The sequence below is a fragment of the Streptomyces gelaticus genome, from assembly GCF_014649535.1.
Lineage (GTDB): Bacteria > Actinomycetota > Actinomycetes > Streptomycetales > Streptomycetaceae > Streptomyces > Streptomyces gelaticus.
Genome location: NZ_BMTF01000007.1, coordinates 153,287 through 165,486 on the forward strand (window position 1 = coordinate 153,287; position 12,200 = coordinate 165,486).

A 12,200-nucleotide genomic window follows, 5' to 3' on the forward strand; every position below is an offset into this window, starting at 1 on the left:
CCTCACTGCGTAGCTCGCATTACTTGCAGTTCACGTGCTGCGGCGCTTTCCGCAGTGTTTTGGCAGGCACAGACATAGACCACCTGTCGGTGGTTTCGTCGTGCCTGTTTTTTTGTGCTCCCCGTGCCACCGATGGGTCTTCCTCGAAGGCGGATTCATGGCACAACGTCCGAGCGTCAAAGGCGTCGCCGACGTCGTTGCGCTCATCGATGGGCTGGGAAAGATCACCGGCCGGGCGCAGGTCATCTGGTTTCTCGTGTTCGGCGGGCTGTTCCTCGACGCCTATTCGAACGCCGCGCTGAGCGCCGGTCTGGGGCCGATGACGTCCCAGATGGAGCTCACCAGCACCCAGGTCTCGATCCTCACGGCCACCGCTCCGGCCCTGGCGATCATCTTCAACCCGGTCGGCGGCTGGCTGGCCACCCGGATCGGCCGCGTCCCCCCGCTGCTCATCGCCAAGGTGTTCGCCATCGCGGGCGCCCTGCTGGCCGCCTTCGCCGGTGACTTCACCGTCGTCTGGCTCGGCCGGGTCCTGGTGGGTGTCGCGTACGGCATCGACTTCGCCGTCGCCATGGCGCTGCTCGCCGAGTACACCCCCGCGAAGCTGGGCGGCCGGCTGAACCTGTGGCAGGCCGTCTGGTACGTCGCCACCACCAGCAACCTCGCGCTCGCCCTGCTCTTCTTCAACCTGGACGTCGGCGCGGACATCTGGCGCTGGTCGGTCGGCTCGGCCGCGGTCGTCGCCGCCGTTCTGCTCGTGGGCCAGTGGCTGATGCTGCGGGAGAGCCCCACATGGCTGGCGAGCAAGGGACGGCTGGACGAGGCCGTCGTCAACCTGGAGAAGATCTACCGGATCGAGGCCGTCGCCGGGAAGCCCGACGAGGCGACCCGCGCCGCCACCGAGGCGCCCGCCATCGGCTTCCGCCAGGCCGGACTGCTCTTCAAGGGCGAGTACCTGCCGCGCACGATCCTCTCCTCGGTCATCTCGCTCGGGCAGTCGATGCAGTACTTCGCGGTCGGCTGGTACCTCCCGCTGATCAGCCTGACGATCTTCGGCGAGAGTTTCGAGAAGGCGACGATCGGCTCGATGGTCTTCAACGCCTTCGGTATCGCGGGCGGGCTCCTCTCCGCCTACTTCGGCCGCCGGCTGGGACTGCGGCTCAGCTCCGCCGCCGGCTTCGCGGGTGTCTTCGTGGCGCTGCTCGCGATGGGGCTGACCTTCGAGAAGGTGCCCACGGCCGTGGCGTTCCTGCTGCCGGTGCTGTTCATCCTCTGCCACTCCGCGGGGCCCGGCGCCAACGGCAAGTCCATCGCCGCGCTCTCGTACAGCAGCGACGTCCGGGCGCTCGGCACCGGTGTCACCGGGATGGTCGGCAGCTTCGGCAGTGTCGTCGGGCTGTACGTCTTCCCGCAGATCAAGGACTCGCTGGGACTCGCCGACACCTTCCTGGCGCTCTCCGTCGTGCCGTTGCTCGGCCTGATCACCTGCCTGGCGATCAAGTGGGACCCGACGAAGGCCGCGTCCCCCGACGAGGTCGCCGGGCAGGACCGGGCCACCGGCGCCGCCCAGGCGGGTCCCTCGGAATCCGCACAGTCCCTGACCGCGCGCTGACCGGCCGCCGGGCCTGTCGCACCACACGATGGTCCCCTCCCCTCTCTCCCCCTCCGCACGGCTCGCTCGCGATGCTCGCAATGAAAGGGCTGCAATGACGCAGACGTTCCCCGGCGCCGCCCCACGGCGCGGTGTGCTGTCCATCGACGAGGGCACCACCGGCACCCGGGCCGGAGTCGTCCTCGATTCCGGGGCCGCCCACGAGGTGTTCTACCGGTCGATCAAGGTCAGCCATCCGGACGACCTCTCGGTCGAGCAGGACCCGATGGAGATCTGGTCCGCCACCGTCGAGGTGGCGCGCCGGGCCGTCGGCCGGGCCCGCGAGGAGGGCATCGAGATCACCGCGGTGGCGCTCTCCACCCAGCGGGCGACCGCGATGCTGTGGGACCGGGTGACCGGGCAGCCGCTGCTGCCTGCGGTGGTGTGGCAGGACCGGCGGTACGCGGCCGATCTCACCGCGTACGAGACGGAGTGGGACGCCGCCCTGCTGGCCCGCCAGGGCCGTCCGGTCGGCGCCCGCGCGCCGTTCCTCTGGGCCGCCCGGCAGATCGCCGCGCACCCGGAGGCGGCCGCCGCGCACCGTGAGGGCCGACTGCTCTTCGGCACCGTCGACACCTGGCTGATCTGGCGGCTCACCGGCGGCGCCGTGCACGCCACGACGCCGACGAACGCCGCCTCCACCGGTGGCTATCTGCTGGAGCGGCACGCCTGGGACGAGGAGTGGATCAGCCACCTCGGCTTCCCGCTCGACCTGCTCCCGGAACTCCGCTCCGACGACGCCGGATTCGGCACCACCGACCCGGCCGCCCTCGGGATCGCCGTCCCATTGGCCGCCTCCATGGGCGACCAGCACGCCGCACTCGTCGCGCTCGGCGGCCTCGCCGCGGGGCAGGGCATGTGCGTCTACGGGACCGGTGCCTTCGTCGACGCGGCGACCGGCACCACGCCCGCCCTGCCCCGGCCGGACATCTCCGGGGTGCTCGCCCAGCCAGGCCGGCGGCAGGGCGACATCAGCCACTTCAGCCTGGAGGCGTACACCTCCACCGCGGGCTCGGCGCTGCGCTGGCTCTGCGACGACCTGGGCCTGTTCGCATCACCGAAGGAGCTCGGTGAGGAGGCGGGCCGGGTCCCCACCCGGCCGGGCCGCACCCCGCGTTTCGTCCCGGCGCTCGCCGGGGTCCGTACGCCGGTCTGGCACCCGGAGGCCACCGCATCCCTCACCGGGCTCACCCTCGCCACCACCCGCGCCGATCTCGCCCGCGCCGTGCTCGACGGGATCGCGCACTCGGTGTGCGACCTGATCGACGGGGTCGCCGACACCATGGGCACACCGTTCACCCGGCTGCGGGTCGGCGGCGGTGTCTCCGGCAGCGACCCGCTCATGCGCATCCAGGCCGACCTGACCGGTCTGCCGCTGGAGCGGGTCTCCGACTCCGCCACCGCCAGCCTGCGGGGCACCGCGTATCTCGCCGGTGTCACCCAGGGTCTGTGGTCCTCGCTCGAAGAGGTCGTCGAGGCACAGCCGCTCGGCCGGATCTTCGAGCCCTCGATCACCGCGGCCGAGCGCACGGCACAGCGGTCCGCCTGGCGCGACGTGCTCATCGCCCACCTGAACGACCCCGCCCTGCGCCCCCTGCAGGACCCCGAACCTCACACCCCCCACTGACGGCCCCCCGACCGTCACCCGGCGGCCCGTACCGACCACGCGGCCGCCGCACCGAAACACCAGGAGTTGATGTTGTGATCACCATGCCCGCCCGGAAGCCGCGGCGCAGCGCCGCGGCGACCCGCCGAACGCCCCTGCTGCTCGACCGGGCGGCCCTCAAGCGCCGGCTGGCCGACGACACGTACGACGTGCTCGTCATCGGCGGCGGCATCACCGGGGCGTACGCCGTTCTCGACGCGGCCTCGCGCGGGCTGCGCGCGGCGCTGGTCGAGAAGGACGACTTCGCCTCCGGTACGTCCTCGAAGTCCTCGAAGATGGTGCACGGCGGCCTGCGCTACATCGAGCAGGGCAATGTCAATCTGGTCCGCCACTCGCTCCTGGAGCGGCACCGCTTCCGCAGGAACGCCCCGCACCTGGTGCACCGGCTGCCGTTCCTCTTCCCGATCCTGGAGAAGGAGGGCATCTTCGACGCCCGCCTCGCCAAGGGCTTCGAGGGCCTGCTGTGGACGTACGACCTGGTGGGCGGCTGGCGGATCGGCAAGCTGCACCAGCGGCTCACCGTTCCCGAGGTCCTCGCGCAGGCACCGACGCTGCGTGCGGAGAACCTCAAGGGCGGGCTGATGTACTTCGACGCCCGTACCGATGACGCCCGCCTCGTGCTGACCATCGTCCGGACCGCGGCGGCGCTCGGTGCGACGATCCTGAACGGTGCACGGGCCGAGGGTCTGCTGATGCAGACGGGCAGGGTGGCCGGCGCCCGGGTCTCGGCGGACGGCGACACCTTCGACATCCGGGCGCGGGCCGTCGTCAACGCCACCGGTGTATGGACCGACGAGCTCGACGCGAAGGCGGACGACGGCCACAAGCCGCAGGTCAGGCCCGCCAAGGGCGTTCACATCGTGGTGCCGTGGGACAAGGTGCGGATCAACTGCACGGTCACCGTGCCGATCCCCGGCCGGGCCCGCCGCGCGACCTGCACCCGCTGGGGCAACAGCGTCGTGCTCGGCACCACCGACGAGGACTACCGGGGCTCCCCCGACGATGTGCACTGCACCCGCGAGGAGATGGACTTCCTGCTGGAGGGCGCCAACACCGCCTTCGAGGGGAAGCTCACCCCGGACGACGTGGTCGGCTCCATCGGCGGCCTGCGCCCGCTGGTCGGCGGCAAGGAGGGCGCGACCCTCGACATGCGCCGCGACCACCACATCACCGTCGGCCGCACCGGCATGGTGACGGTGACCGGCGGCAAGCTCACCACCAGCCGGCACATGGGCGAGCTCGTCATCGACAAGGTGATGACGGTCCTCGGCCGCAAGGGGAAGAGCCGCACCACCGACCTCCCGCTGCTCGGCGGTGCCGGTTACGACGCCGAGGCCGTCGCGGCCTCCGGCGGCATCGCCGCACACCTCGGCGAACGTTTCGGCACCGAGGCCCGGTTCGTCGGCGACCTGATCCAGGACGACCCGGCGCTGGCCGAGCCGATCGTCACGGGACTCCCGTACACCAAGGCGGAGGTCGTGTACGCCGCCCGCGCCGAACTGGCGCGCTCGGTCGACGACGTGCTCTCCCGGCGGCTGCGCGCCCGGCTGTTCGCCCGGGACGCCTCCGTCGACGCCGCCGGGGCCGTCGGCGCGATCCTCGGCCAGGAACTGAACCTCTCCCAGGCCGAGGTGGAGCGCTCGGTCTCCGAGTACCTCGCAGCCGTCCGTCACGAAAAGTCCGTACTCCTCGAAGGGGCAGCAGCATGATCAGCCGTCAGACCATCACCCACCCGTTCAACCGGGGCAACTACACGATCGGCGCCCCCAGTTTCGCCAAGTGGGCGCAGAACACCCCGGTCGGGGACGGCGAGGCCGCCCTCCAGGTGAACCCGATCGAGGTGCCCGAGACCGTGATCGAGGCGCTGCGCGAGGCCGCGCACGCGGTGCACACCGCCCGCGAGGAGGTCGTCACCCGCACCCGTGACTGGTGGGCCGGCTCGATGATCGGCGAGACCGAGGGCCGTCCGGCGACGCCTGACGCCGTGATCGTCGAGGCGGCCGACGCCGACCAGGTCGCGGCCGTGCTGCGGATCTGCCACGAGGCCGGTGTCCCGGTCACCCCGTCCGCCGGCCGCTCCAACGTCACAGGCGCGGCGCTGCCCGTCTTCGGCGGCGTCGTCCTGGACGTCTGCGGACTGAACGAGATCACCGGCTTCGACGCCGAGTCGAACATCGTGGACGTCCAGGCCGGCATGTTCGGCGACCTCTTCGAGAAGCAGCTCCAGGAGGAGTACGGCGTCACCACCGGCCACTGGCCGTCCGCCTTCGCCGTGTCGACGGTCGGCGGCTGGATCGCCTGCCGGGGCGCCGGCCAGCTCTCCACCCGGTACGGCAAGATCGAGGACATGGTCGTCGGCGTGGACGTGGTGCACGCGGACGGTACGCGGGCCACCTACGGCGACTACGCGCGCGCCGCGGTCGGCCCGGACCTGCGCCAGCTGTTCGTCGGCTCCGAGGGCACCCTCGGCGTCATCGTCTCGGCCCGGCTGCGGGTCCACCCGCTGCCGGAGTACGCCAACGCCGTGGCGTACGGCTTCAAGACCTTCGCGGAAGGCCTGGACGCCTGCCGAAGGATCATGCAGCGCGGTGCGACCCCGGCCGTCCTGCGGCTGTACGACACCCTGGAGTCGGGCACCCACTTCGGCCACCCGGAGACCAACCTCCTGCTCGTCGCCGACGAGGGCGACCCGGCCATCGTCGACGCCTCGATCAAGGTGGCGGCCGAGGTCTGCGAGGAGTACGGCCCCGAGCTGGACAGCAAGGCGGTCTTCGAGCGCTGGCTGGACGAGCGGATGCTGGTCGGCAAGTCCGCCGACGGCTTCAAGCCCGGCCCCGGCTTCGTCGCCGACACCCTGGAGATGGCCGCGTCCTGGACCGACCTCCCGGTGATCTACGACGAGGTGGTGGCCGCGATCCAGTCGGTGGACGGCACCCTGGCCGCCTCGGCGCACCAGTCCCACGCGTACACCGACGGCGCCTGCGTCTACTTCTCGCTGCGCGGTGACGTGGCTCCCGAGTCGCGCCGCGAGTGGTACCGCTCGGTGTGGGACGCCGCCAACGCCGTACTGATCAAGCACGCGGCGGCGCTCAGCCACCACCACGGCTGCGGTCTGCTGCGCGGCCCCTACCTGGAGGAATCCCTCGGAGCGGGCTTCGCGACCTTCATCGCGGTGAAGAAGGCCCTGGACCCGGCCGGCATCCTCAACCCTGGCAAACTGGGCCTTCCCAGCCGATTCGGTACGTCTCCGCTGAGCTGACGCCAGGCCAGCAGCCACGAACCCCTCCCTCCCCAGGCAGGTTCTTGCCATGACCCCTTCCCCCTCCCGGTCCGCCGCCCCGCTCGACCCCCGGCTCACCGCGGCGTTCGCCGAGGTACCGGTCGTCGCGTCGGTCGTCGGCACCCAGCCGCTGCGGCAGTTCCTGACCGCACCGGCCAAGGTGTGCATCCTCGCCTCGTTCGCGGTGGGGCAGTTGCCCCAGGTCGTGCCGGCGCTGGGCCGGGCGGGGAAGACCGTGTTCGTGAACGTGGACAGCAGCCCCGGTCTGGCTCAGGACCGGGGCGCGCTGGAGTTCATCAAGAACATGGGCGCGCACGGCGTGGTCAGCACCCGGCTCTCCCTCATAGAGAAGGGCCGCCCGCTCGGCCTGCTGACGATGATGAAGGTGTTCGTCACCGACCGGTCCAATCTGCGCCGCTCCACGGACGCGATCTCGCGCGGGGCACCGGACCTGGTCGAGATCATGCCCGCCCCGATCATCACCCGGATGAGCGCGCAGGCACAGCGCGCGATGTCCCCGTCGGTGGCCGCGGGCTTCGTGGAATCCCCCGCGGACGTGGCGCTGGCGCTGGCCCTCGGGTCGGCCGCCGCCGCCACGTCCGACCCCCGTCTGTGGAGTCTGCGCCGGGACCAGCTGCCGCCGGTCCCGCCCGCCGCCCTGAAGAGGCCCGCCGTACCCCAGGAGTAACCCCCATGACATATGTGGTCGTAGCCCGCTACCGCACCAAGCAGGGCGAGGAGAACACCGTCCTGCCCCTGCTCGACACGATGGCCGCCGCCTCCCGCAAGGAGCCCGGCAATCTCGCCTACCGGGTCCACCAGGGCACCGAGGACCCGCGCGCGATCGTGCTGTACGAGGAGTACGCCTCCGAGGCCGACTTCACCACGCACTGCGCCACTGCGCACTTCCAGGAGATCGTGCTCGGCAAGGTCGTCCCGCTGCTGGAGAGCCGGGACGTGCTGCGCTGCGCCCCGCGTCCGGAGGTGGCGGCGTGAAGACCCGTGCGGTGGTGCTGCGCGGGACATCGACGGCCCGCCCGTACTCCGGCACCCGTCCGGTCGAGGTGGAGGAGCTGGAGCTGGGTGCCCCGCGCGAGGGCGAGGTGCTCGTCCGGATCGCGGCCGCCTCGCTCTGTCACTCGGACCTCTCGGTGGTCAACGGCGACCGGGTCCGCCCGCTGCCGATGGCGCTGGGGCACGAGGCGGTGGGCGTGGTCCACGAGACCGGACCGGGCGTCGACCGGGTCTCCCCCGGCGACCATGTGGCGCTGGTCTTCGTGCCGAGCTGCGGTTTCTGCGGCGACTGCGCACAGGGCCGGCCGGCCCTGTGCGCACAGGCCGCGGCGGCGAACGGCTCGGGTGCGCTGCTGCACGGCCCGTCGCTGCTGACCGATGCCGACGGCAACCCGGTCCACCACCAGCTGGGCGTCTCCGCGTTCTCCGAACACGCGGTGCTGGCCCAGGAGTCGGTGGTCCCGATCCCCAAGGACGTCCCGTTCGCCGTGGCGTCGATGTTCGGCTGCGCGGTGCTGACGGGCGCGGGCGCGGTGATCAACACGGCGGCCCTGCGTCCGGGGCAGTCGACGGTGGTCTACGGCCTGGGCGGGGTGGGCCTCTCCGCGGTGCTGGGCGCCCGCGCTGCGGGTGCGTACCCGATCGTCGCGGTCGACCCGGTCCAGGAGAAGCGCGAGCTGGCGCTCCGGCTGGGTGCCACGCATGCGTACGCCCCCGACGACGCGGTACGGCAGATCCGCGAACTCACCTCCGGGGGAGCCGAGTCGGCGGTGGAGGCGGTGGGCAGCCCCAAGGTCATGGCCGAGTGCCTGAGCGCCGTGGCCCGGGGTGGCAAGGTCGTGTCGGTGGGCCTGCCCGCCCCCGACCGGGTGCTTGAGGTGCCGGCCCTGGCGTTCGCGGGCGAGGGCAAGTCCCTGCTGGGCTCGTACATGGGGGACGCGGTGCCGCGCCGCGACATCCCGAGGTTCCTCGACCTGTGGCGGGCGGGCCTGATGCCGGTGGAGCTGATGCACACGGGCACGCTGCCGCTGAGCGACATCAACACGGCGTTGGAGGAGCTGGCTTCGGGCCGGGCGATCCGCCAGGTCATCGACACCTCGGGCATGCTGAACGCCTGAGACCCGAACCGCGGCCCGTCCGGCGGCGCCCCTGGTTGTCGAAGGGGCGCCGCCGGCCACCGGCCATCAGCTGTCGGCCTCCTCGGTCCCCGGTGCGGCGGCGGGCGAGAAGTGCAGGGTGATCTTGCGGCGGCTGATGCGCCATCCCCGCTCGCCGCGCACGATGACATCCTCGTAGGTCACGCTTCCGCACTCACCGTCCACGCCGACACCGATCCCCTTCGACCGTGCGTGGACCCGGCCCTCCCCGGCCTCGGTGAGGACGATGTTGGTGACGTGATGGCCGACGGGCGCGCCCGGCGTGCCCGCCCGCGCCCGCGCCATGTCCCGGAAGGCGGCCAGCCCGCGCAGCTCTCCGTGTCCGAGGTTCGAGGCCTCGTAGACGATGTCGTCGGTGAACAGCTCGTCCAGCCGGTCCATTTCGTCGTTGTCGACCAAGTGCCCGTGCAGGGCGAGCAGATCGGTGATGTCCAGACGGTCCTCGACTCCCAGCGTCATCGCCGGTCCTTTCGTGAGATCTCTCGACGGTGCGGCAGTTATACGGGGAGAGCTCCCCGGGCGGCCCGGCACAGCACCGGTCGCACCGTCGCGGCCCGGGGAGTTCATTCCGCTGGAGCAACCGCCCGGGGTCGTGACGAAGCAGCACGACCCCGTTGCCGAACTCCCGGGTACCGGCCGGCTGGAGGCCGGTCCGGACCGCCGAGGCCGGAAACAGGGGTTCGCCCCGGCCGATGAGGACCGGATGGACATGGATGCGGTACTCGTCGATCAGGTCGAGCCGGGGCAAGGCGGGGCGGGACCGGCATACGCTGATCGCGTCGAAGCGGCATCGCTTCGGCCGGTGCGTTCCCGCGGCCCGGAAGGAGGTTCGGCATGAGAGTCGGTACGGCCCGATCGGCCGCGGTCCAGTGGGTCACCGAGCATGCCCGGCCCGATCCCGGCTTCCGCGGCGCCTATTTCAGCGGTTCCACGGTGGGCCTGCCGGACGACGCCGAGCTGTCCCCGTTCTCGGACGTGGACGTGGTGGTCGTCACCGCGGCACCGGACCTGCCGGTCGGGCCGGGCAAATTCCGCTTCCGGGGAGCGCTGCTGGAGGTCAGCCATCTGTCGTGGGACGAGCTCGCCTCGGCGGAGGGGGTGCTCTCCTCCTACCACCTGGCGGGGAGTTTCCGCCGTGACACGGTCATCGACGACCCGACCGGCCGGCTGCGCGAGCTGCGGGCGGACGTGTCCCGCCGGTTCGCCGAGCGGAGCTGGGTGCGCCGCAGGTGCCTGGACGCCGAGCGCCGGATCGAGACGCGCCTGGCGGCCTTCGACGCCTCGGCGCCGTTCCACGAGCAGGTGACGTCCTGGCTGTTCCCGACCGGGGTGACCACCCATGTCCTGCTGGTCGCCGCCCTGCGCAACCCCACGGTCCGGCTGCGGTATCCGGCGGCCCGCGAGGTCCTCGACGCCTACGGGCAGTCGCAGCTGTACCCGCAGCTGCTGGAGCTCCTGGGGTGCGCGCGGCTGTCGGCACGCAGCACGGGCCGTCATCTGGACGAGCTGGCCCGCACCTTCGACGCCGCCGCGGAGGTGGCCCGCACACCGTTCTTCTTCAGCGGCGACATCACCGCCGGGGCACGGCCGGTCGCCATCGACGGCAGTCGGCACCTCATCGATCGGGGCGACCACCGTGAAGCGGTGTTCTGGATCATCGCGACCTTCGCGCGATGTCACACCGTACTGGCCGCGGACGCCCCCGAACTGCACCATGCACGACTCCCGGCCTTCCGGGCGGCGGTCGCCGATCTCGGCGTGACGTCCACCGAGGATCTTCTCCGCCGGGGCGAAGAGGTCATCGCCTTCCTCCCCGGACTCCGGCGGACCGCCGAGCGGATCCTGGCAGCCGGCACCGGCACCTCCCGCACCACCGGATGACGCGGACGGTGCCCGGCAGGCGGCGCGCCCGCCGGGACGCCGAACTCTCCCTCCACCCGCGCCGGTCGCCCTGATACCTTGACCGGCATGTTCCTCTCCCGTGCGTAGGACCCCGTACTGACCGCGCCCCCCGCTTCCACCGGGTGCGGCACTCCGGTGTCCCCGCATACCCGCAGCGCCCTCTGTCGCGCTGCCCTCACGAGGAACGTATCGATGCTTTCGCCATCGCCCGTGCCTTCGCGCACGCCTTCGTACGCCACCGTCCTGCGCACCCCTCACGCCGCCCGCACCTTCGGTGCCGCTCTGCTGGGGCGGCTCTCGTACGGGATGGTCTCGCTCTCATTGATGCTGGCGGTGAACGCGAGCACCGGCTCGTACTCCGCCGCCGGTGCCGTCATGGCGCTCTTCGGGGCGACCAGTGTCTTCCTCTCCCCCGCCCGTGCCGCGCTGATCGACCGGTACGGGCCGCGCCGGGTCCTGCCGCCGATGGCCGGGGTCTACGCGGTCCTGCTCGCCGCCCTCGCCCACGCCGCCTGGCGGCCGGGGGCCTCGGTGTTCCTGCTGGGGGGCGCTGGCCGCCGCGGCGGGGGCCTGTACACCACCGCTGGGGCCGGTGATGCGGACCTTGTGGAGCGGTCTCGTCGCCGACCGGGAACTGCTGCGGCGCGCCTACAGCCTGGACGGTGTCGCCGAGGAACTCCTCTTCGTCAGCGGTCCGTTGCTGGTGGGGGTGGTGGTGAAGTCCGCCTCACCGGCGGCCGGTGTGGCGATCAGCGCCGCGCTGATCCTCGTGGGCACGCTGGCGCTGGTGTCCTCACCGGCGGTACGTGCTGTGGGCGCGGCACCGTCCGACGACAAGGCGGCCGGGCCGGACGGCACACCGGGCGGGCGGCGGCTGCTCGGCCTCATCGGGATGCGGCACGCGGTGCTGGTGACGGCGGCCATGGGGTTGTGCCTGGGAGGCCTGGACCTGCTGGTGGTGGCATTCACCGAGCAGCGTCACCAGGGCGCGGGAGCCGTGTCGTGGGTGCTGGCCGCGCTCTCGGCCGGAGGCGCGGTCGGGGGACTCGCCCATGGCGCCGTCTCCTGGCGGGCGTCGAACCGGGCGCGGCTGCCGCTGCTGGCCGCCGGACTGGGCGCGGCCGTGGTCGGGGCCGGGCTGTCGTCCGGTGTGTACGTGCTGGCCGCGCTCGCCGCGGTGGCGGGGCTGTTCGTCGCGCCCGCGCTGACCACCGCGTACCTCATTGCGGACGAGTCCGTGGGCGCGGGCAACCGCACCCAGGCGGGTGCCTGGGTGAACACCGCGTTCAACGCCGGGGCGTCGGTGGGCACCGCGGCGGTGGGTCTGCTGGTGGACCGGTTCCCGCCTGCTGTCTGTTTCGCGGTCGCGGCGGTGCCTCCGCTGCTGTGTGCGGCCGTGGTGGCGCGCGGCGCGGTCGGCCGGCCGGGGCTGCGCCGAGAGCGCTGACCGAACCGATGACGCGGTTGGGGCCCCGGATGCCGGAAGGAGGCGGCCGCGCACCCCGCCGGGGAGTGTGCGGCCGCCTCGCG

Annotated in this window: 10 protein-coding genes and 2 pseudogenes; 9 read left to right on the forward strand and 3 right to left on the reverse strand. The window is 72.2% G+C overall.

The genetic code is table 11. From position 1 onward, the window contains the following. Nucleotides 1-157: 157 nt before the first annotated feature. The 7 genes from IE107_RS13015 to IE107_RS13045 all read left to right on the forward strand — a co-directional run bounded on the left by IE107_RS13015 (nt 158) and on the right by IE107_RS13045 (nt 8,729). The gene (locus IE107_RS13015) at nt 158-1,612 is read left to right on the forward strand and encodes an MFS transporter (RefSeq protein WP_189543897.1); all 1,455 of its coding nucleotides are present in this window, start codon (nt 158-160) and stop codon (nt 1,610-1,612) included. 94 nt (nt 1,613-1,706) lie between these two features. Then, nucleotides 1,707-3,278 carry an FGGY family carbohydrate kinase gene (locus tag IE107_RS13020; protein WP_189543898.1) on the forward strand — a complete coding sequence of 524 codons (1,572 nt, stop codon included), beginning with the start codon at nt 1,707-1,709 and terminating at the stop codon, nt 3,276-3,278. A gap of 74 nt (nt 3,279-3,352) precedes the next feature. Beyond that, nucleotides 3,353-5,026, forward strand: a complete 1,674-nt coding sequence (locus IE107_RS13025) for a glycerol-3-phosphate dehydrogenase/oxidase (protein WP_189543899.1) — start codon at nt 3,353-3,355, stop codon at nt 5,024-5,026. Further along, entirely contained in the window at nt 5,023-6,576 is a 1,554-nt protein-coding gene (locus tag IE107_RS13030; protein ID WP_189543900.1) for an FAD-binding oxidoreductase, read from the forward strand. The genes IE107_RS13025 and IE107_RS13030 overlap by 4 nt, the downstream gene beginning before the upstream one ends. A 49-nt stretch (nt 6,577-6,625) precedes the next feature. Further along, nucleotides 6,626-7,285: a glycerol-3-phosphate responsive antiterminator gene (locus IE107_RS13035; protein WP_189543901.1), complete on the forward strand. Its 660-nt coding sequence runs from the start codon at nt 6,626-6,628 to the stop codon at nt 7,283-7,285. A 5-nt stretch (nt 7,286-7,290) separates the two neighbouring features. Then, entirely contained in the window at nt 7,291-7,593 is a 303-nt protein-coding gene (locus IE107_RS13040; RefSeq protein WP_189543902.1) for a putative quinol monooxygenase, read from the forward strand. Further along, complete coding sequence (locus IE107_RS13045) at nt 7,590-8,729, forward strand: zinc-binding dehydrogenase (RefSeq protein WP_189543903.1); 1,140 nt, start codon at nt 7,590-7,592, stop codon at nt 8,727-8,729. The genes IE107_RS13040 and IE107_RS13045 overlap by 4 nt, the downstream gene beginning before the upstream one ends. 66 nt (nt 8,730-8,795) lie before the next feature. On the opposite strand, the gene IE107_RS13050 is transcribed toward IE107_RS13045, so the two are convergent. Next, entirely contained in the window at nt 8,796-9,227 is a 432-nt protein-coding gene (locus IE107_RS13050; protein ID WP_189543904.1) for a nuclear transport factor 2 family protein, read from the reverse strand. A 154-nt stretch (nt 9,228-9,381) separates the two neighbouring features. Next, nucleotides 9,382-9,516 (reverse strand): annotated as a pseudogene (locus IE107_RS35730) (dihydrofolate reductase family protein); the annotation flags it as partial. An 86-nt stretch (nt 9,517-9,602) separates the two neighbouring features. On the opposite strand from IE107_RS35730, the gene IE107_RS13060 reads away from it, so the two are divergent. Beyond that, complete coding sequence (locus tag IE107_RS13060) at nt 9,603-10,649, forward strand: hypothetical protein (protein WP_189543905.1); 1,047 nt, start codon at nt 9,603-9,605, stop codon at nt 10,647-10,649. Nucleotides 10,650-10,924: 275 nt separating this feature from the next. Here IE107_RS13060 and IE107_RS35735 read toward each other — a convergent pair whose 3' ends face one another. Then, the gene (locus IE107_RS35735) at nt 10,925-11,047 is read right to left on the reverse strand and encodes a hypothetical protein (RefSeq protein WP_268246596.1); all 123 of its coding nucleotides are present in this window, start codon (nt 11,045-11,047) and stop codon (nt 10,925-10,927) included. Here IE107_RS35735 and IE107_RS13065 point away from each other — a divergent pair. Beyond that, nucleotides 10,992-12,117, forward strand: a pseudogene (locus tag IE107_RS13065) (MFS transporter). The gene IE107_RS35735 and the pseudogene IE107_RS13065 sit on opposite strands and share 56 nt — an antisense overlap. The last annotated feature ends 83 nt before the right edge of the window (nt 12,118-12,200 follow it).